Below are 20489 nucleotides of genomic sequence, written 5' to 3'. Positions count from 1 at the left end.
AATATGAAAATAAGTCCATTATCTCCAATAGGAATATTTGATTCTGGAATTGGCGGACTTCTTATAGCTAAAGAAATTAAAATTCAAATGCCTAATGAAGATTTGATTTATTTCGGAGATACTAAAAATATGCCCTATGGAGAAAAATCTAAAGAATTTATTATAAAAAATTCTATGAAAATCGCTTCTTTTCTTTATGAAAAAAAATGTAAAGCTTTAGTCATCGCTTGCAATTCTATCGCATCTAATGCTCTAGATTTAATCCAAAAAAAATTTCATAAAAAAATATTAATATTTAATGTCATAGATCCTGTAGTAAAAAATTCAATTTTTCTATCTTTTAATAAGATAGGAATAATTGCAACACCTGCGACTATACATTCAAATTGTTATATAAAAAAAATAAAAAAATACTATCATCATTTAGATGTAGTTCAAATAGCTACCCCTTTATTAGCCCCCATTATAGAAAATGGTTTGGAAATGAAAAAAATAAATCCTATAATAAAAAATTATTTAAGTCATTTAAAATCAATAGATGCAATGTTATTAGCTTGTACTCATTATTTATTCTTGAAACAAGAAATAGAAAATTTTTATCATAGGAAAGTTCATTTAATTGACATACAGAAAATAGTAGTACAAGAAATAAAAGAAAAACTAAGTGAAAAAAAATTGTTATGTTTCCATCCTACTTGGAATAGATGTCCTATTTTTTATACATCTAGTTCTATACCCATTTTTTTTGAAAAAAAAGTCCAAATTCTTTTTGGAAAAAAAGTGTTTCTTAAAAACACATATTTTTAACTTTTTCTAATTTGTGCATCTATTACAGCTAAAGTAGCTAGATTGATTATTTCTTCTATGCTAGATTGCATTTGCATAACATGTGCAGGTTTCCGCATTCCTAACATGATAGGCCCAATAGTTTGAACATCTCCTAATCCTCTAATAAATTTATAAGTTAAATTTCCTGATTCTAAATTTGGAAAAATAAAAATATTAGCTCTTTTCTTCACAAGTTTTGAGAAAGGAAATTTTCTAGATAATAAAAATTCATTCAAAGCAAAATCAGGTTGTACTTCTCCATCTACTATTAAATTTGGATATTTTTTATGTAAAAACGCTACTGTTTTAGATACTTTAGAAGATGTTTTTGAATTAGATGAAAAATTTTGAAAAGATAACATAGCTATACGTGGTTCAATATCAAAACTTTTAACTACATGAGAAGCCATTATAGCTATTCTAGCTAACTCTTCACTTGTTGGATCTTGAATTACGGCTGTATCTGCTAAAAATAGAGGGCCACGTTTTGTTAACAAAATCATCATTCCTGCTGTTTTATAAACAGAATCATCTCTTCCTATAACTTCTAACATAGGACGTAAACTTAATGAAAAACTTCTAGAATATCCTGTAATAACAGCATCTGCCTTTCCTTGATCCACCATCATTGCTCCAAAATGATCATTAGTCCGCATACGAATTTTTGAATCATATAAAGTTAAACCTTTTCTATTTCTTCTTTTCCAAAGTATTTTAGCAAAGTTTTCTACTTCTTTTATATTTTTTTCTGGATCTATGATTTCTAATTCTATATCTAAATTATTTTCATGAATTAAACGTTTAATACGGTCTTCATTTCCTAAAACTATAGAAGTAGAAATAATTCCTTCTTCATGAAGAATTTGAACAGATTTCAAGACATCGTATTCTTCTCCATTACAAAAAACAACTTTTTTAGGGTTTGTACGTGCTCTATTTTGAATCATTCTAAGCATTTTACTTTCATATCCCATTCTATCTAGCAATTTTTCTTGATAGATTCTCCAATCTAAAATAGGATTTTTTGCAACACCAGAATCCATAGCAGCTTTTGCTACAGCAGGAGCTACACGAATAATTAAACGGTTATCAAATGGTTTGGGAATGATATATTCTTTTCCGAAAGAAAGATTTTTTTTATTATAAACAATATTTACCTGTTCTGGTACAGGTTCTTTTGCTAAAGAAGCTATAGCATGTACTGCTGCAAGTTTCATTTCATCATTGATAACATTAGCATGAACATCTAATGCTCCTCTGAATATATAAGGAAATCCTAATACATTATTCACTTGATTGGGATAATCACTTCTTCCTGTAGCTATGATAACGTCTGGACGAACTTTAATAGCTAAGTTATAATCTATTTCTGGATCAGGATTAGCCATAGCAAATACAATTGGATCTTTAGCCATACTTTTTAACATATTAGGAGTTAATATTCCTCCTATGGATAAACCTATAAAAACATCTGCATTATTGATTGCCTGTTCCAATTTTTTAATTGGATAAATATTCACAGCAAATTCTTTTTTTTCTTTATTTAAATCCTCTCTTGAAGTATGTAATAATCCTTTGCTATCAAACATAAGAATATTTTCAGATTTAACTCCAAGTTGTTTATATGTTCTTGCGCAAGAAATAGCAGCAGCACCAGCTCCATTAACAATCATTTTAATTTCATGAATTTTTTTTCCAACATAAGTAATGGCATTAAGCAGTGCTGCTCCCGAAATAATAGCCGTTCCATGTTGATCATCATGCATAACAGGAATATTCAGTTCTTTTTTAAGTCTTCTTTCTATTTCAAAAGCTTCTGGAGCTTTTATATCTTCTAAATTTATCCCTCCAAAAGTAGGAGCGATTGCTTTTACTGTTTCTATAAATTTTTCTGGATCAGATTCGTCTATTTCTATATCGAAAACATCAATACCTGAAAATATTTTGAATAAAAGAGCCTTTCCTTCCATTACTGGTTTAGAAGCCAATGCTCCAATATCACCAAGACCTAACACAGCAGATCCATTAGTTATTACTGCTACAAGATTTCCTTTAGATGTGTATTTATATACTTCTGTAGAAGAACGAGCTATTTCTTTACAAGGTTCAGCAACTCCTGGAGAATAAGCGAGAGATAAATCTCTTTGACTGCTATATTTTTTTGTAGGGCTAATTTGTATTTTTCCAGAAGGAAATTGACTATGGTAATTTAAAGATTCTTCACGAAGATTACTTATGTTTTTTCTCATTATATTTAAAATATTAAAATTTTGAAATAAAAAGTATTTAATTGACTCCAAAAAATATCTTTTTCAAAAAAATATTTTTTATCTGTTTTCCACCTGATTATAAGTTTATAATATCCTTTTTTTAAAAATCTTTTAGGAATCAATAATGTTTTTTTGGAGAATTTCAATATTTTGAAAGATCTTGTAATATCTAAATCTTTAGAAGAAGATCTAAATAAAGTAAAAAAACCATGAATATCATTGTTAATAGGAGGAAAAACTATCTCAATTCCAGAATACAAAATAAAAACTTTTATTTTTATAGGAAGTTCTAAAGCATTTTTTTTCTCATTTAGAATTTCTTGATATTTTATTTCTTCTTCATAATATCTATCTGACACAAGTTGACTTCCTACATGAGGAAAAAAGAAAGCAATGTAACTAATAAAGATTATAAAAACAACTAAAGATAACACAATTCCAGTATCCCAATTAAATTTTATTCTCATACATTTAAAACTTTAAGTTTTTTTTAAAAAAAATAGAAAATTTAACTGATGAAAAAATCATAATAAAATTATGATTATATTATATCCTGCTCCATTTTGTGATTTTTATTCCTTGAGGAACTTTTCCTATTAAAGGTTTTTTAGATTTTTGATTGATAGAATAAACATAACTGGATATTTTCTCAATATCATTACCTTTAATTTCTCCTAATTTACCAAAAGCACGCATAGTTGGATTATTATCACTTCCATTCCATATTACATAAAATATATTTTTAAACAAATCTTTTTCTTTTACATTAATCCAATAATCATCTGTTAAATTAGGACCAATATTTCCACTCCCATCCGATTGATGACAAGTCGCACAATTTTCCTCAAAAATAATTTTTCCACTATTAATTAAATTTTCTTTAAAACACGCATTTTCTATAGTTACTTGTGGAGTATTTTTTTCAAAAATCTCAATTTCTTTTAATTGGTTTTTATAAGCTATGTTATATTCCTTATAAGGATTAGAGAAATCTATTAATAAATAAGAAAAAAAATAAATTGTGGAAAAAACAATTGTAATATAAAAAAGATGAACCCACCACATAGGTAATTTGTTATCTAATTCTATAATCCCGTCAAATCCATGATCTATTTTTTTCACTCCATCATAATTGATTTTTTTAACATCGTAAAATATAAATCTGTAAAGTCTATAAAAATAATTCCCCTCATTTTCTTCAAAAATCTTTCTTCTTTCTTCTTTTGAAAGAAATTGTAATTTTCTTTTAAAAATCAAATTATCAATTGATTCCAAAATATACAGTAATACCGTAATTATAATAAAAAAAAATATAGTAATAGGATGAACAAAATAAGATATGCGATTATAACTTATAAAAAACACATAAAACATAAATATTATAACAGACAAAAAAGAAGGAATCATAATAAAAGAAGGAATTTTAGATCTCATAACCTTTCTTTTTCTAAAGGAATTAAACTTATTTTATTATAATATTTCTTAGATTTTGAAAACACAAAAAATATTACAAAAAAAAATGCTAATAAAAATAAAATTAACATAATAGATTGAAAAATTCCTATATTTTTTTCTCCTGTAAAATATTGTTTAAAAAAACTCATCATGAACTTTTTTTTTATCCGTTATAAAGTATGATCATTAAACCATTAAGATTTTATATCTGTACCCAATCGCTGTAAATAAGCAATAATAGCTATAATTTCCCTTTTTTCTAATGGAACAAATTTTTCTTTCTCTATTTTTTTTTGTTGATCTATTTCTTTTTTCAAACTCGGATATTCTTTATAAATATCACATACAATTTGATTTGCTTGATGATCCATATCTTGATTTATATTTTTTATGTACTTCAAAGTATATGGAACTCCTAATTTTACCATTGCTTGTATTTTTTTTCCTGTATTAGACCTATCCAATTTATTATAAATTAACCAAGGATATCTTGGCATGATAGATCCTGGAGAAGTAGAACGAGGATTATACATATGATTAAAATGCCAAGAATTAGGATTTTTTCCTCCTTCTCTGGCCAAATCCGGTCCTGTTCGTTTAGAACCCCAAAGAAATGGATGATCATATACAAATTCTCCAGCCTTAGAATATTCTCCATAACGAACTACTTCATCTCTAAATGGACGAACTTGGGCACTGTGACAAGCATTACATCCTTCTCTTACAAATAAATCTCTACCTTCTAATTCTAAAGCCTTGTAAGGCTTAACATTATGAATAGTAGGAACATTAGATTTAATGACTAAAGTAGGTATAATTTCTATGAACCCTCCAATAGCCACTGCTATAAAAGAAAGAATGGTTAATTGTATTGGTTTTCTTTCTAACCACCCATGAAATGTTTCCGTATCTCCTTTATTTTCCTTAACATAACTACCATAAAATGGATCACATTTAAATTCTTCATTGTTGAATGAGTAACCTTGTTTAATTGTTTTAAAAATATTATAAATCATTAAAACAAAACCTAAAAAGTAAATCATTCCACCTACAAATCTAATTTTATAAAAAGGAATGATAGATAAAACAGAATCTAAAAAATTTTTATAAGCCAAAGTTCCATCAGGATTAAATTTTTTCCACATAATAGATTGTAAAATAGATCCAAAATACATAGGAAAAATGTATAAAATAATCCCTATAACACCTAGCCAAAAATGAATGTTAGCCAATGATATAGAATACAATTTTGTATTCCATATTTTTTGGGTCAACCAATATATAATACCAAAAGCCATAAAACCATTCCATCCTAAAGTCCCTAAATGAACATGAGCTATTACCCAATCTGTAAAATGTCCTATAGAATTTAGAGTTTTAGTTGCTAACATAGGCCCTTCAAAAGTTGCCATTCCATAACAAGTAATTCCAACTACGAAAAATTTCAAAGTCGGATTCGTTTTCATTTGATCCCAAGCTCCTCTTAAAGTCAGCAATCCATTCAACATCCCCCCCCAAGAAGGAGCAATCAACATAATTGAAAAAATAGTTCCCAACATTTGAGCCCAATTAGGAAGAGATGTATACATTAAATGATGAGGACCTGCCCAAATGTATATAAATATTAATGACCAAAAATGTATAATAGAAAGTTTATAAGAAAAAATAGGCTGATTAGATGCTTTTGGAACAAAGTAATACATTAACCCCAATATAGGAGTTGTTAAAATAAATGCAACAGCATTATGCCCATACCACCATTGCATTAAAGCATCTTGCACTCCAGCATATATAGAATAACTTTTAAAAGATAAAAGAGATATAGGTAATTCAAGATTGTTAAATACATGCAACATTCCCACAGCTACCCATGTTCCTAATAAAAACCAAACGCTAACATATAAATGTTTAATTTTTCTTTTTAGAATGCTTCCAATCATGTTGATTCCATAAACAATCCAAATCAAAAATACTCCAATGTCTATAGGCCATTCATGTTCAGCATATTCTTTACTTGTATTTATTCCTAATAAAAAAGTTATCCAAGTAGAAATAATAAATATTTGCCAACCCCAAAAATGAATCCAGCTAAGAGTATCACTAAAAATTCTTGTTTTTAACAAACGTTGTAGAGCGTAATAATAACCTGTGAAAATAATATTTCCGACAAAAGCAAAAACAGCAGTACTTGTATGTAACATTCTCCATCTTCCAAACCCAATAACCCCTTGAGAGTCCTTTAGTTTATTCCCAAAAATCAGTTCTGGAATCTCAGGATAAAACAATAATAGTGCTACAAACAATCCAGCTAAAAACCCAATAAAAGCCCAAAATATAGTAGCATATAAAAAAGCTTTTACAATACTGTTATTATAATAATATGTTTTTAGTTTCATCAAAAAATTTAATTTTTTTCAAAATCATCAATTAAAATTCTAATACTAGGAGATTCATAATCATCAAATTGTCCAGAATAAAGACAGATTAAAAAAAATATAAGAAAAAATGCTCCTAAAGAAATACTAGACAATATCATAATAATTAATATATCCATAAAAACAAAAACTAAAATATTAATCTTCGTGAAAGTATCCAAGTGGATATAATAGAAAAAAAAATAACAGAAAAAGAACTTAAAGGCATCAAAATGGCAGCTATAAAAGGTTTTAAATTTCCGCTAATTGCAAAAAAAATTCCTACACTGTTATAAAATAAACTAATCATAAAATTGATAAATACTAATCTGTAAGATATTTTAGACACTCTCAAAAATAAGAAAATTTTATTCAAACAATTAGATTTCATAAAAGCATCACAACTTGGAAAGAATCCTGTCGGATTTTCCGAAACAGAAACTCCCACTTCACTTTGATTTAATGCAGCACAATCATTAATTCCATCTCCAAACATCATAATTTTTTCTCCTTTTTTTTGTAATTTTTTTACATAATTTAATTTATCTTCCGGACTTTGACTGAAAAAAACTTGACTTGATTTGGGCAAAATCGACTTTAAATACCTTTTTTCTAAATCATTCTGATCTCCGGAAAGAATAATAATTTTATATTCTTTTAAGTCTTTAAATATTTTTTCTATTCCCTCACGATAATAATTTCTAAATAGAAAATAACCTACAAATTTATTATTTATAGAAATAAAAACTGTTGTTTGATTGATTTCATTTTTATTAATTATTTTTTTTGTAATTCCTAAATATTTTTGGGAACCAACTTTAACCGGTATATTTTTTATAACACCTTCTAATCCTTGACCTATGATTTCTCTAAAATTTTTTATTAAATAAAAATCCTTTATAGATAATTCTGATAATATTCTTTGACTTAAAGGATGACTTGAATTTTTTAATAAGGAAGCTATAATTTTTTTTTCTTCATGTTTCATATTTCCTACAAAAAATATTTTTTCTTTATTAGGATCAGTTATAGTTCCAGTTTTATCAAAGATTAAAGTTCTAACTGAAGATATTCTTTCCATTGTATAAATGTCTTTTACATAGAAACCTTTCTTGGAAAAAAAACGTATAATATTTCCAAAAATTAACGGAGTAGAAAGAACTAAAGCACAAGGACAAGTAACAATTAAAACGGAAAAAACCGTTTGAAAAATTTTTGAAACATCATTACTAAAAGACCAGTATATTCCAGTTATAATCGAAATCATTAAAATAATAGGAGTAAAATACTGACTAAATCTAGTAGATATTGAATTCAAATAAAATAATTTTTTATAATAAGACTGATTAGATTTATTCTTATTCCACAATAAACTTAAATAACTATGATCTACATTTTTGATGACTTTTATAATAATAGCTTCTCCTTTTTGTCTAGACCCCGCGTAGATTCGTTCTCCTATTTCTTTATTGATTAAATAGGATTCTCCTGTAATAAAACTATTGTCTAATACAGCATTCCCTTTTATTAATACAGAATCAACAGGAACGACTTCTTCATTTCTAATTACAATAAAATCTCCTTTTTTCAAAGAAGAAAGCAAAATTTTTTCTTCTTTTTCATTATTTTGTACTTTTGTAATTAAAACTGGATAAAAAGATTTATAATTTTTATCAAAAGATAAAATTTCATTATGAGTATATATTTGAAATATTCTGCTTATAAGTAAGAATAATGAAAAACTGGAAAGACTATCAAAATAGCCTGAACTTAAATCAAAAAAAATTTCAAAACAACTCCATAAGAAAAGAACTAATATTCCAATAGAAATTGGAACATCCATATTCAAAATATTTTTTTTTAATCCTAACACAGCATATTTCATATGATCTAAAAAAGAAAATATGACTACAGGTAAAGATAAAACTAACATTAGATAACGGAAAAAATTACGATTTTCCATAAACCATGTATCCTGTTGAGCCCCAACATATTCTGGTATAGCTAGCAACATAATGTTACCAAAACAAAAAAAAGAAATAGCTAATTTTCCTATTAATTTTCTCCCAAATAAATTTGAATTATTTTTTATGTTTTCTATCGATTCAAAATTAATAGAAGGGCTATATCCCATATTATCAAGTAATTTAGCTATATCACTTATTTTTAGTTCAGTATTATTAAATGTGATCCAAATTTTTTTATTGGAAAAATTAACAGTAGAATCAAAAATATTTTTATACATTTTTGGTAATTTTTCCAAAATTAAAACACAAGAACTACAGTGAATAGAAGGAATTAAAAAACGAACTGTGGTAATGTTTTTATGATTAAAATCAATTATCTTACTTCCAATTTTTTCATTATCAAGAAAATCAAAAATTTTCTGCTTTTTCATGTTTTATTTCCTGATTCTATTAGTTTTTAGTTTAGTTGGATTCCTGTATGTATTTTTTGTATTCTGTAAAAGACATTAATTGATCATACTCTTTAAAATCTATAATTTCAATTCGGATTATCCATCCTTCACTATAATAACTTTTATTAATTAATTCTGGTTGGGATAATAATTTTTTATTAATTTCAAGAATACAACCTGAAACAGGCATGAACAAATCTGAAACAGTTTTTACCGCTTCTATTGTTCCAAACGAATTCTCTGATTTCACTTTTTTTCCTATTATGGAATCTTCTACATCTAAATAAACGATATCTCCTAACTCATTCTGAGCAAAATGAGTAATCCCTACATAAGCTTGATTTTTTTCATTGGGGACCCCTATCCATTCATGATTTTTACTATATCTTAAATTTTTCGGATTCATATTCAATAAATTTTAATTCGAAAATATTATTTTATTATTCAATTTTTTTTAGTCAAAAAAAATTTTATAAAAAAACGTAATTTTTTGCTAAATCTCTTGAAAAAAGAATCTTCATTCTGATTTTTTTTCATCATATAATTCAAATATTGGTTGATTCTTTTTTCTATACTAGAAGAAGTATTTTGATCAAACTTCCACAAAGAATATTTTTCTATTTGATCAATAAGCAGATTTGCATAATTTAAGGATGTAGCATACCCAGCTTTTTTTAGTTCTGTAGCCCAAGCTTGGTAATCATCTTTTTTAAGAAGAAATAATTTATAATAACGTGGTTGTTGTAAAAATTTAGAGTGATCATGAAAAGATTCTTGAACAGAGTCATATTTACGAAAACATTCTTTTGGAACATCATCATCATGATAATAAACATTTCCCATCCAATTTTTTCCACATTTAATTCCAAAATGATTATTTGTAGCTTTAGATAAAGAACTGTTTCCACTAGAAGATTCTAAAATACCTTGACCCAATTTAATACTAGCTGGAATTCCAAATTTTTCCATTTCTTCCATAGCAAAAACAGCATATTTTTTAATATATTCAATTACATATACATATTCTTTTCTATCCCCTTTCCCTTGTGGAAAAGAAAAGGATGACATTAAAAAGAATAATGCAAAATAAAAAAATTTTTTCATTTTCATTGAATCAAATAAAATTACGTTTTTTTATAGATAAATTTTTGTAATTAAGTAAAAAGATTCCACAAAAAACCAGTTTTAATAAAAATATTATGAGAATTATAAATATCATAAAATCCTATATTTTGTATACTGAAATAAAATGTAGTCCTATATATTTTAAAATTGAAAAAGTAATCCACAAAAGGAGTCCCCCCAACAATTCTATTAGGAATACACTCTTTTTCGAAAGAAAAAGTTTGAAAATGAAAAGGATAATAAATTTTTTGATAAAAAAACTTACTAAAATAATGAAAAGAAAAACCTGTTTGTATAAATAAAGCTTTATGAAAATAATTATCCTTATAAAGGATTGTAGTTCTCGATAAAAAATTTGGAATAGAAAAAATTAATGGATCAGAATTACATTTATGATATAATAAAATATGATTGAACTGAAATTTCCATATATCATATATAGTTTTAATTTTAAATCCATATAATTGGATATATTTCCAATATAAAAATTTTTTTATTTTTTTTTCTTGATCTTGAAAAGATAATCTAGATATATAAAAAGAAACATAATGTTTTTCATCTTCGTCAGAACTTAAAGAAAAATCCATTGTTTTTTCTTTTCCTCTTCCAAAAAAAAACATATCTTTTTGTTCATTATTATAACAATCTTGGTTTTTCCTTAAAACATGAAAAGGAATAAAACTGTTGTAAATACCATTATCATTTTCATTGATACTGAATCGAGTTAAAAATCTATATTTTGAAAATAAAAATGTATTTAACATAATATTAGCCTTAACATAAGACTTATTATTATTTTCTATAATCCATTTTCCGTTGGAATTAAATTCAAAGATATTATTAATAGGATAACTGATTTCAGTTTGTATAGACAAACTGTTGATATCTTTATTTTTATAATTATTGTTATTAAATAATTGATAATGTATTCTGTCAAAAATAGATCCTACCTTTATATTGATTTTTTTTTGATTAAAAATTAAAAATAAACCATTTCTCAAGTAAAAATGATTGATTTTTTTTTCAAAATTTCTAAGAATATAGAATTTATTATAGGGATAATGGAATAAATGATCTTGAGAATATTTTTCGTATTCCATATAAGTTTTTAGGAAAAACGATCTTTCTTTTTCTTGAAAAAAAGAAATTTTTTGAATAAGACTTATATAAAAAATTTCTGTAATAGGAGTTTTAACATCAAAATATTTAATTTTTTCACGATAAAAAAAAGGATCTTTAAAAAAAAGCATTTTTTTAGGCATACTTGCGTTAAAATTTTCTTGTATTAATTTTTCATTTCCATTTCTATTAAAAATGAATAAATCTATTCCATTATTTAAAAAATATCCTATATTGTCATTTTTAAAAAAATTATGGGAATAATATTTTTTTATGGAAAAAGATTTTTCTAAAAAAGTTTTTTTTATATTTTTTTCTTCCGTCCAAAATTTGTAATCCTGATAAGTGGGAGAATAAAACTTCACATCTTCTGTTTTTGTTTTTTTTTCATTTATGTGTTGCATTTCTATCGTTTTTTTTTCCATATTATAGGATACAAAAAGAAATAAAGTCAGAATGAATATTTTCATATAATTGAATTCTAAATTAGACTATTTGTAATTAATATCCATAAATAGAAAAAATTTGTTTATATTTGCATGATGTAAATGTCATTTCTTATAATCTTAAAGTATTTATGTAAGATTAAGAAAGAAAATGGTATTCTTCAATTAAATTAAATATTGTTAACACAATATTTTTGAGGCTTGTCTTTGTGACGGCCTTTTTTTGTCATGTAAAAATACCATAAGCCATGTTTAAATTTAATTTTAGAACTATTCAGAAAAAAATTTTGGCTGATAGTACTACACCAATAGAATTATATTTAAAACTAAGAGATATTTTTCCTAATACACTATTATTAGAATCTTCTGACTATCAAATTTCAAAAAATAATTCTTCTATTCTTTGTATAAATCCTATTTCTGAACTTATTTTAGATAAAAATGTATTACGAATATCATATCCTAATTGTGTTCACAAACACATTTTTATAAACAACAAATTAGATATTCAAATTTTAATTGAAGATTTTTTTCAAAAATTTGAAAGTGAAAATACCATTATTTCATACTCAGGTTTATATGGATATATATCTTATGATAGTATTCAATATTTTGAAAATATTCAATTGAATACTACAATTAAAGAAATATATAATCTTCCACAAATACGATTTGGTTTTTATAGAAATTTAATAGTCTTTCATCATTTTCATCATGCAATATATTTAATTGAACATCAATTTCCTGATTTTGAAGAAAAAACTTACATAAATCAATTGATAAAATTGATCAAAAAGAAAAATTTTTCATCTTTCCCATTTCAACCTGTTGGAAATCGTTATTCAAATGTAACAGATATAGAGTACAAAAAAATGGTATCTTTAGGAATTAAAGCTTGTCTACGCGGAGATGTTTTTCAAATAGTATTATCTCGTCAATTTCAACAAAAATTTAAAGGAGATGAATTTAATGTATATCGAGCTTTACGATTTATAAATCCTTCTCCATATCTTTTTTATTTTGATTATGGAAATTATAAATTATTTGGTTCTTCTCCAGAATCACAACTCATTATTAATAACCAAAGAGCTTATATTAATCCAATAGCAGGAACAATACGAAGATCAGGAAATGAAGATAAGGATAAAAAATTATCCGAAAATCTTGCAAAGAATCCAAAAGAAAATGCAGAACATGTCATGTTAGTAGATTTAGCAAGAAATGATCTTAGTAAAAACTCTTCTAATGTAAAAGTAGAAGGATTTAAAGAAATACAAGTTTTTTCTCATGTGTTACACATGGTGTCTAAAGTCTCTGGAGAGTTAGAAGAAAATACCTCAATGATAAAAGTGTTCGGAGACACTTTTCCTGCAGGAACACTTTCTGGAGCTCCTAAGTATAAAGCTATGGAACTAATTGACAAAATTGAAAATCAACATAGAGGAGTATATGGAGGTGCAATTGGTTTTTTTGGATTACAAAATTCTTGTATTAATACAGCCATAATTATTCGTTCTTTTGTAAGTAAAAATAATACTCTATTTTTTCAAGCTGGTGCAGGGATTGTTTCTGATTCTAAAGAAGAAAAAGAATTGGAAGAAGTGAACAATAAACTTATGGCCTTATTTAAAGCTATAGAATTAGCTAAAAATATATGAAGTATTATGAACAAAATACTAATTTTGGATAATTATGATTCTTTTACTTATAATCTTGTTCATGCTGTAAAAAAATTAACAAAAAATCCTATACAAGTATCTAGAAACAATGAAATTCAACTATCGGATGTTGAGAAATATAATAAAATCATTCTTTCTCCAGGACCTGGAATCCCTGATGAAGCGCATATTTTAAAACCTTTAATAAAAACTTTTTCTTCTACTAAAAGTATTTTTGGGGTTTGTTTAGGTCAACAAGCGATAGGAGAAGTGTTTGGAGCTACTCTTTTAAATACAAGCGAGGTTTATCATGGAATATCTAGTTTGATTAAAATTGTAGATCCACAAGAAATTTTGTTTCAACAATTACCAAAAAAGATCAAAGTTGGACGTTATCACTCATGGATTATATCTCCACATAATTTTCCTGAAGAACTTAAAATTACAGCTATTGGAGATAAAGGTGAAATTATGGCTTTACGCCATAAATTTTATGATGTACGTGGAGTACAGTTTCATCCAGAATCTATTTTAACACCGTATGGTGAAAAAATAATATATAATTGGTTGAATTTAAATTAATTATGAAAAAAATATTAGAAAATCTGTTTTTAGAAAAAACATTAACAAAACAGGAAGCTAAGAATCTTTTTATAGAATTATCAGAAGGGAGAATAAATAATACACAAGTCATAGCTATAGCTACCATATATAATATGAGAACACCCACTTTGGAAGAAATAATAGGTTTTAAACAAGCCATGATGGAACTATCTATAAAAATTAACCTTACAGAATTTAATGCCATTGATATTGTAGGAACAGGTGGAGATAGGAAAAATACTTTTAATATTTCCACTTTAGCATGTTTTATAGTAGCAGGAACAGGAGAAAAAGTAATTAAACATGGAAGTTTTAATTCTTCTTCCACTACTGGATCTTCAAATATATTAAAAGGATTAGGATATCATTTTACTAATAAAGAAGAAAATTTAAAAAATCAATTGGAAAAAGTAGGAATTTGTTATTTACATGCTCCTATATTTCATCCTATATTGAAAACTATATCTATAGCAAGAAAAGAACTAGGAGTTAGAACTATTTTCAATACACTTGGTCCATTGTTAAATCCGGGTAATCCAAAAAATCAATTGTTAGGAGTCAATAATTTGGAATTAGCAAGAATCTATTATTATATGTATCAAAATACAAATAACAATTACGCTATTGTTCATAGTTTAGATGGATACGATGAAATCACACTAACTAGTGATATCAAATGTTATACCCCAAAAGGAGAACGATTCTATTCTATAGAAGAATTAGAAATAGGGGGGAAAAAAATTAGAGTCAATCCAGACGAATTGAAAGGAGGGAAAAATACAGAAGAAAATATTCGTATATTTATTAGTGTTTTATCTGGAGAAGGAACTTTATCTCAAAATGAAGTTGTTTTAACAAATGCTACATTTGCATTAAGTTTGTTAAACCAAGATAGTTTTGAAAACAATTATGATAAAGCCAAGCATTCATTAAAAAGTGGAAAGGCAAAGAATATTCTAAAAAAATTATTGAGCTTATGATGAATATTCTTGAAAAAATTGTGTATGTAAAACAAAAAGAGGTTTACAAGAATAAAATTGTATGTCCTGTAAAAAAATTAGAAAATAGTTCCTTTTTTGAAAGGAAAACTCTTTCTTTAGTAAAGAATATAAAAACTAGCCATACTGGTATCATTGCAGAATTTAAATGCAAATCTCCATCTAAAGGTATTATTAATAATACGGAATCAGTAGAAAAAGTGGTAAAAGATTATGAATCAGCAGGAGTTTGTGGAATATCTATACTCACAGAAAAACATTTTTTTTCTGGTAAAAACGAAAATTTAAAAAAATCACGTCCCATAGTTTCTGTTCCTATATTACGAAAAGATTTTATTATTGATGAATATCAAATTATAGAATCTAAATCCATAGGAGCTGATGTCATTTTATTGATAGCCGGAATTCTTTCTAAAAATCAAATATCAGACTTTTCTAAACTTGCAAAAAGTATTGATTTAGAAGTTATTATTGAAATTCATAATGAATTTGAAATAGAGAAAATAACAGAAAGTTCTGACATTATAGGAATTAACAGTCGAAGTTTGAAAACTTTTATTGTAGATTATAATAATTGTTTAAAATTATCTTCAAAAATTCCTAATAATTATATAAAAATTGCAGAAAGTGGAATTGATGATGTGAATCACATATTCAAATTAAGAAAACAAGGATTTAAAGGTTTTCTAATTGGAGAATATTTTATGAGAAAAAAAGATCCTGGAAAAATCTGTAAATATTTTATAGAGTCTTTGTCAAAGAGACTTAATCAAAAAGACTAAATTAATTCATATGAAATCTAAATTATTGAAAATCAAAGTGTGCGGAATGAAATTTGACATAAAAAAAATTTCGGATCTATTACCTGACTTTATAGGGTTTATATTTTATCCTAATTCTCCTAGATTTGTAGGTTTAGATTTCGTTATTCCCAATATAAAAAAAAAATATTAAAAACAGGTGTTTTTGTAAACGAATTAGAGGAAAATATACTGAAAATAAAAAAAATAAAAAAACTAGATTTTATTCAATTGCATGGAACAGAAAATCCTTTTTATTGTGAAAAATTATTTAAAAAAGGATTGAAATTAATTAAATGTTTTAGAATAGATAATTTTTTTTCTTTTGAAAAAATTGTAGATTATATTCCTTTCTGTACTTATTTTTTATTTGATAGCAATACAATTTATTATGGGGGTAGCGGAAAAAAATTTTGTTGGAAAAAACTTCATGAATACACTTTTCAAGTTCCATTTTTTTTAAGTGGAGGAATTGGAATACAAGATTTTGATGAAATAAAAAATTTTTCGCATTCAAAAATGTTTGGAATCGATGTGAATAGCAAATTTGAAGTTTTTCCAGGAAAAAAAGATAATGTAAAGTTAAATGTATTTATGAAAAAAATAAGAAAATTATGAAATATTTTGTTGATAAAAATGGATATTATGGAGAGTTTGGAGGATCTTTTATCCCTGAAATGTTGCATCATAATATAACAGAACTACAATATAAATATAAAAAATTCATTACAAGTTATGAATATCAAAAAATGTATAAAAAATTGTTAAAAAATTATGTAGGAAGACCGACTCCCTTATTTTTTTGCAAAAAATATTCTGATCAATATAATGCTAAAATTTATCTTAAAAGAGAAGATCTAAATCATACAGGATCCCATAAAATCAACAATGCTATAGGTCAAGCTTTATTAGCTAAGAAATTAGGTAAAAAAAAAATTGTTGCAGAAACGGGGGCAGGTCAACATGGAGTAGCTACGTCTACTGTTTGTGCATTAATGCATTTAAAATGCACTATTTTTATGGGTGAAACAGATATGATCCGTCAATATAGTAATGTTATAAGAATGAAATCTCTTGGAGCTGAAGTCATTCCAGTATCAAGTGGAAATAAAACGTTAAAAGATGCTGTGAATGAAGCTATTCGTTATTGGATCAATCATCCAGAAAGTTATTATTTAATAGGTTCTACTGTGGGTCCTCATCCTTATCCTCAAATGGTTGCAGATATTCAATCTATTATAAGTGAAGAAATTAAAATACAATTAAAAGAAGTAGAAGGGACTTCTTACCCTAATTATGTGATATCTTGTATTGGAGGAGGGAGCAATGCTGCAGGATCTTTTTATTTTTTTTTGGAAAACGATTCTGTTAATCTTGTAGCTGTGGAAGCCGCAGGATTAGGTATTACAACAAAAAAAACAGCTGCGTCTATTCATTGTGGATCTAAAGGAATATTACATGGAAGTATGACATTCCTTTTACAAGACAAAGATGGTCAAGTTTTACCTGCACATTCTATCTCTCCGGGTTTAGACTATCCAGGAATTGGCCCTATGTTTGCCAATCTTTTTGTAAAAAAACGCGTAAATTTTTTACATTCTACAGATGAAGAAGCTTTAAAAGCAGGATATGAATTAACGCGATCAGAAGGAATTATTCCTGCTTTAGAAAGTGCCCATGCATTAGCTGCATTAAAAAAAATACCTTTTAAAAAAGAGGATATAGTAGTTGTGACTTTATCTGGAAGAGGGGATAAAGATATTAATGTTTACGAAAAATTTTTTGTTAGATTATTAAATCATGAATAAAATACATAATTTATTTATAAAAAAGAAAAAAGATATATTATGCATTTATTTTACAGCAGGATTTCCTTGTATAAATAGTACAGTAGAAATTATAAAAATTTTGCAAAATCTTTCTGTAGATTTAATTGAAATAGGAATTCCATATTCTGATCCTTTAGCAGATGGAATGATGATCCAAAAAAGTAATCAAATTTCGTTAAATAATGGAATGAACATCTCTTTATTATTTGATCAAATAGAAAAATTTAAAGAAAAAATAACAATTCCTATTGTTCTTATGGGATATTATAATCAATTCTATAAATTTGGAAAAGATAAATTTTTGAAAAGATGCAAGAAATCAGGTATTTCTGGATTAATTTTACCGGATCTTCCAGTTGATATTTTTTTGCATAAATATCAAAATATATTTGAAAAATATTCGTTATCTATGATATTTTTAATTACTCCAAAAACTGATTCGGATAGAATATACATGTTAAGTAAAATCAGTGATGGATTTTTATATATAGTTTCTTCTATTTCTACTACAGGAAGTGTTAATCCTTTTGGAAAAAAACAAATATCTTTTTTTGAACGTATTAAAAAATTATCTATAAATATTCCAAGATTGATTGGTTTTGGTGTAAAAGATAAAAAGACTTTTGATTTGTCATGTCAATATGCTAATGGTGGAATCATTGGAAGTTCTTTTATTCAATCATTGGATAAAAATAAATTGGAAGAAAGCATAAAAAAATATATAAAATCTATTAGATAGTTTTTTTTCGATTTCCAAAAATTATAGTACCTAATCGAATAATTGTGCTTCCATATTTTATAGCTATATTATAATCTCTACTCATACCCATAGAAAGTATATAATGTCCATATTTATTTTGATATTCATCATATAATTTACGTAAATATGAAAATTCATTATGAACTTTTGTTAGTTCTTGAAAAGAAGCTATTCCCATTAAGCCTATTATTTTTACATTTTTCATTTTTTTAAAAGCTTCATTTTCCAATATTTTAGAAGCCTCTTGACAAGTAATTCCTGATTTATTTTTATCATCACAAATTTTTATTTGTAAAAGACAGTTTATAATTTTATGATGTTTTGATGCTATTTTATTTATTGTATTAATTTGTTTTATATTTTGAATACTATGAATTAAATGAATAAAGGGGATTATATATTTTAATTTGTTACTTTGAATTCTACCAATCATATGCCAACGAATATCTTTGGGTAATTTTTTATATTTTTTTACCATTTCTTGAATATAATTTTCCCCAAAATCTCTATGTCCTACTCTATATAATTTCTCCACGGAAGAAGTATCTTGGTTTTTAGAAACCGCCAAAATTTTTACATCTTTTGGAATTAATTTTTTTAAACTAAAAAATCTATTTTCTACTATTTGATTCATTATTAATTATGAAAATTTTCTTTCGAATTCTTTCATGATTTCTATGAGAAATTGAACACTTTCTAATGGAAGTGCATTATATATGCTAGCACGATAGCCTCCTAAATATCTATGACCATCTAATCCCACAATATTTTCTTTTTTACACATTTTATCAAATTCTTCTTCTAAATTCTTTTTTTTTAAGAAAAAAGACACATTCATATCAGAACGATTTTTCTTATGTATTTTATTTTCGAATAAATGATTTTGATCTATTTCATCATATAATAATTTAGCTTTATGTTGGTTCTTTTTTTCTAAAGTAGAAAGACCCCCTTGATTTTCTATCCATTCTAAAGTTAACATAGAAGTATAAATAGAAAAAACATTTGGAGTATTTAAAATGCTATTATTTTGTATATGAATTTTATAATCCATATAAGAAGGAATATTTTTTCTAATATTTTTTAAAATATTCTTTTTCACTATCACAATAGTCATTCCTGCAGAACTTACATTTTTTTGTGCAGAGGCATAGATTAAACTGAATCTACAAAAATCTAATTTTCTACTAAAAATATCAGAAGACATATCACAAACTATTGGAATAGATGTTTTAGGAAATATTTTCATTTGTGTTCCAACTATTGTATTATTAGATGTACAATGAAAATAATCTATATCACATGGAATATGATAATTTTTTGATATATATGTATAATTTTTACTCTTACCGGAAAATAAAACTATGACTTCACCAAACTTTTTAGCTTCTTTAATTGCGTTATGGGCCCAAAACCCTGTATCTAAATAAGCTGCTTTTTGATTCATTAAATTGTATGGAATCATTGAAAACTGTAGTGTAGCTCCTCCTTGAAGAAATAAAATAGCATAATCATCATTTAAATTCATAATACGTTTTACTAAACAAGTAGCTTTTTCGATTATTTCGAAAAAATCTATGCTTCTATGAGAAATCTCAAGTAAAGATAACCCAGAATCATTAAAATTAATTACAGATTGAGCTGATTTTTTAACAACTTCTTTCGGTAGAACAGAAGGACCTGCATTGAAATTGTGTACTTTCATAAATAGAACAACTAATTCTTTTCAAAATTAAAAAAAATACTAATTGAAATTATAAAATGA

Annotated in this window: 20 protein-coding genes; 8 read left to right on the top strand and 12 right to left on the bottom strand. The window is 25.6% G+C overall.

Annotation, left to right across the window (positions count from 1 at the left end; translation table 11 throughout):
- The first annotated feature begins 3 nt into the window (after positions 1–3).
- Entirely contained in the window at positions 4–807 is an 804-nt protein-coding gene (gene murI / locus H0H74_RS01160; protein WP_185849429.1) for a glutamate racemase, read from the top strand.
- Here murI and H0H74_RS01155 read toward each other — a convergent pair.
- The 10 genes from H0H74_RS01155 to H0H74_RS01110 form a co-directional block, all read right to left on the bottom strand.
- A complete protein-coding gene (locus tag H0H74_RS01155; protein WP_185849428.1) occupies positions 804–3077 on the bottom strand; it encodes an NADP-dependent malic enzyme in 2274 nt (757 codons plus the stop codon). The two genes, murI and H0H74_RS01155, sit on opposite strands and share 4 nt — an antisense overlap.
- Positions 3078–3082: 5 nt before the next feature.
- Positions 3083–3565, bottom strand: a complete 483-nt coding sequence (locus H0H74_RS01150) for a FixH family protein (RefSeq protein ID WP_185849427.1) — start codon at positions 3563–3565, stop codon at positions 3083–3085.
- A gap of 79 nt (positions 3566–3644) precedes the next feature.
- Positions 3645–4532: a cbb3-type cytochrome c oxidase N-terminal domain-containing protein gene (locus H0H74_RS01145; RefSeq protein ID WP_185849426.1), complete on the bottom strand. Its 888-nt coding sequence runs from the start codon at positions 4530–4532 to the stop codon at positions 3645–3647.
- Positions 4529–4705, bottom strand: coding sequence for a CcoQ/FixQ family Cbb3-type cytochrome c oxidase assembly chaperone (locus H0H74_RS01140; protein WP_185849425.1), 177 nt, complete (start codon positions 4703–4705; stop codon positions 4529–4531). Before H0H74_RS01140 ends, H0H74_RS01145 begins: the two co-directional genes overlap by 4 nt.
- 42 nt (positions 4706–4747) lie before the next feature.
- Positions 4748–6949 (bottom strand): cytochrome-c oxidase, cbb3-type subunit I, encoded by a 2202-nt coding sequence (gene ccoN, locus H0H74_RS01135; protein ID WP_185849424.1) that lies wholly within the window; start codon positions 6947–6949, stop codon positions 4748–4750.
- 8 nt (positions 6950–6957) lie between these two features.
- Positions 6958–7107: a cbb3-type cytochrome oxidase assembly protein CcoS gene (gene ccoS / locus H0H74_RS01130; RefSeq protein WP_185849423.1), complete on the bottom strand. Its 150-nt coding sequence runs from the start codon at positions 7105–7107 to the stop codon at positions 6958–6960.
- A gap of 11 nt (positions 7108–7118) precedes the next feature.
- A complete protein-coding gene (locus H0H74_RS01125; protein WP_185849422.1) occupies positions 7119–9365 on the bottom strand; it encodes a heavy metal translocating P-type ATPase in 2247 nt (748 codons plus the stop codon).
- A gap of 31 nt (positions 9366–9396) precedes the next feature.
- Entirely contained in the window at positions 9397–9792 is a 396-nt protein-coding gene (gene gcvH / locus H0H74_RS01120; protein WP_185849421.1) for a glycine cleavage system protein GcvH, read from the bottom strand.
- 38 nt (positions 9793–9830) lie between these two features.
- The gene (locus H0H74_RS01115) at positions 9831–10490 is read right to left on the bottom strand and encodes a glycoside hydrolase family 73 protein (RefSeq protein ID WP_185849420.1); all 660 of its coding nucleotides are present in this window, start codon (positions 10488–10490) and stop codon (positions 9831–9833) included.
- A 50-nt stretch (positions 10491–10540) separates the two neighbouring features.
- Positions 10541–12055 (bottom strand): putative porin, encoded by a 1515-nt coding sequence (locus H0H74_RS01110; protein WP_238784106.1) that lies wholly within the window; start codon positions 12053–12055, stop codon positions 10541–10543.
- Positions 12056–12324: 269 nt separating this feature from the next.
- Here H0H74_RS01110 and H0H74_RS01105 point away from each other — a divergent pair, with 269 nt between their 5' ends.
- From H0H74_RS01105 to trpA, 7 genes are all read left to right on the top strand, one after another.
- The gene (locus H0H74_RS01105) at positions 12325–13734 is read left to right on the top strand and encodes an anthranilate synthase component I family protein (protein WP_185849418.1); all 1410 of its coding nucleotides are present in this window, start codon (positions 12325–12327) and stop codon (positions 13732–13734) included.
- Between the two features lie 6 nt (positions 13735–13740).
- A complete protein-coding gene (locus H0H74_RS01100; RefSeq protein ID WP_185849417.1) occupies positions 13741–14316 on the top strand; it encodes an anthranilate synthase component II in 576 nt (191 codons plus the stop codon).
- A gap of 2 nt (positions 14317–14318) precedes the next feature.
- Positions 14319–15317 (top strand): anthranilate phosphoribosyltransferase, encoded by a 999-nt coding sequence (trpD, locus tag H0H74_RS01095; protein WP_185849416.1) that lies wholly within the window; start codon positions 14319–14321, stop codon positions 15315–15317.
- Complete coding sequence (gene trpC, locus H0H74_RS01090; protein ID WP_185849497.1) at positions 15317–16117, top strand: indole-3-glycerol phosphate synthase TrpC; 801 nt, start codon at positions 15317–15319, stop codon at positions 16115–16117. The genes trpD and trpC overlap by 1 nt, the downstream gene beginning before the upstream one ends.
- 123 nt (positions 16118–16240) lie before the next feature.
- Positions 16241–16753: a phosphoribosylanthranilate isomerase gene (gene trpF, locus H0H74_RS01085; protein WP_317167887.1), complete on the top strand. Its 513-nt coding sequence runs from the start codon at positions 16241–16243 to the stop codon at positions 16751–16753.
- Positions 16750–17943 (top strand): tryptophan synthase subunit beta, encoded by a 1194-nt coding sequence (gene trpB / locus H0H74_RS01080; protein ID WP_185849415.1) that lies wholly within the window; start codon positions 16750–16752, stop codon positions 17941–17943. Before trpF ends, trpB begins: the two co-directional genes overlap by 4 nt.
- Positions 17936–18703 carry a tryptophan synthase subunit alpha gene (trpA, locus tag H0H74_RS01075; protein WP_185849414.1) on the top strand — a complete coding sequence of 256 codons (768 nt, stop codon included), beginning with the start codon at positions 17936–17938 and terminating at the stop codon, positions 18701–18703. The genes trpB and trpA overlap by 8 nt, the downstream gene beginning before the upstream one ends.
- Here trpA and H0H74_RS01070 read toward each other — a convergent pair.
- Positions 18696–19358: a YggS family pyridoxal phosphate-dependent enzyme gene (locus H0H74_RS01070; protein WP_185849413.1), complete on the bottom strand. Its 663-nt coding sequence runs from the start codon at positions 19356–19358 to the stop codon at positions 18696–18698. The two genes, trpA and H0H74_RS01070, sit on opposite strands and share 8 nt — an antisense overlap.
- Before the next feature lie 6 nt (positions 19359–19364).
- Positions 19365–20429 (bottom strand): 3-phosphoserine/phosphohydroxythreonine transaminase, encoded by a 1065-nt coding sequence (gene serC / locus H0H74_RS01065; protein ID WP_185849412.1) that lies wholly within the window; start codon positions 20427–20429, stop codon positions 19365–19367.
- Positions 20430–20489 lie beyond the last annotated feature (60 nt).

Origin of the sequence: Blattabacterium cuenoti (assembly GCF_014251315.1) — a bacterium.
In the GTDB taxonomy this organism is placed as follows: domain Bacteria; phylum Bacteroidota; class Bacteroidia; order Flavobacteriales; family Blattabacteriaceae; genus Blattabacterium; species Blattabacterium cuenoti_AJ.
Note: the sequence above shows the minus strand (reverse complement) of the source record. Positions and strands in the feature narration are given on the sequence as shown.

What these genes read in the sequence shown, in the direction of transcription:
- trpC (WP_185849497.1), top strand. Translation starts at nt 15,317, where the DNA reads ATGAATATTCTTGAAAAAATTGTGTATGTAAAACAAAAAGAGGTTTAC.
- ccoN (WP_185849424.1), bottom strand. Translation starts at nt 6,949, where the DNA reads ATGAAACTAAAAACATATTATTATAATAACAGTATTGTAAAAGCTTTT.
- H0H74_RS01110 (WP_238784106.1), bottom strand. Translation starts at nt 12,055, where the DNA reads ATGGAAAAAAAAACGATAGAAATGCAACACATAAATGAAAAAAAAACA.
- ccoS (WP_185849423.1), bottom strand. Translation starts at nt 7,107, where the DNA reads ATGGATATATTAATTATTATGATATTGTCTAGTATTTCTTTAGGAGCA.
- gcvH (WP_185849421.1), bottom strand. Translation starts at nt 9,792, where the DNA reads ATGAATCCGAAAAATTTAAGATATAGTAAAAATCATGAATGGATAGGG.
- serC (WP_185849412.1), bottom strand. Translation starts at nt 20,429, where the DNA reads ATGAAAGTACACAATTTCAATGCAGGTCCTTCTGTTCTACCGAAAGAA.
- H0H74_RS01115 (WP_185849420.1), bottom strand. Translation starts at nt 10,490, where the DNA reads ATGAAAAAATTTTTTTATTTTGCATTATTCTTTTTAATGTCATCCTTT.
- trpD (WP_185849416.1), top strand. Translation starts at nt 14,319, where the DNA reads ATGAAAAAAATATTAGAAAATCTGTTTTTAGAAAAAACATTAACAAAA.
- H0H74_RS01155 (WP_185849428.1), bottom strand. Translation starts at nt 3,077, where the DNA reads ATGAGAAAAAACATAAGTAATCTTCGTGAAGAATCTTTAAATTACCAT.
- H0H74_RS01145 (WP_185849426.1), bottom strand. Translation starts at nt 4,532, where the DNA reads ATGAGATCTAAAATTCCTTCTTTTATTATGATTCCTTCTTTTTTGTCT.
- H0H74_RS01140 (WP_185849425.1), bottom strand. Translation starts at nt 4,705, where the DNA reads ATGATGAGTTTTTTTAAACAATATTTTACAGGAGAAAAAAATATAGGA.
- H0H74_RS01070 (WP_185849413.1), bottom strand. Translation starts at nt 19,358, where the DNA reads ATGAATCAAATAGTAGAAAATAGATTTTTTAGTTTAAAAAAATTAATT.
- murI (WP_185849429.1), top strand. Translation starts at nt 4, where the DNA reads ATGAAAATAAGTCCATTATCTCCAATAGGAATATTTGATTCTGGAATT.
- trpA (WP_185849414.1), top strand. Translation starts at nt 17,936, where the DNA reads ATGAATAAAATACATAATTTATTTATAAAAAAGAAAAAAGATATATTA.
- H0H74_RS01100 (WP_185849417.1), top strand. Translation starts at nt 13,741, where the DNA reads ATGAACAAAATACTAATTTTGGATAATTATGATTCTTTTACTTATAAT.
- H0H74_RS01150 (WP_185849427.1), bottom strand. Translation starts at nt 3,565, where the DNA reads ATGAGAATAAAATTTAATTGGGATACTGGAATTGTGTTATCTTTAGTT.
- H0H74_RS01105 (WP_185849418.1), top strand. Translation starts at nt 12,325, where the DNA reads ATGTTTAAATTTAATTTTAGAACTATTCAGAAAAAAATTTTGGCTGAT.
- trpB (WP_185849415.1), top strand. Translation starts at nt 16,750, where the DNA reads ATGAAATATTTTGTTGATAAAAATGGATATTATGGAGAGTTTGGAGGA.
- H0H74_RS01125 (WP_185849422.1), bottom strand. Translation starts at nt 9,365, where the DNA reads ATGAAAAAGCAGAAAATTTTTGATTTTCTTGATAATGAAAAAATTGGA.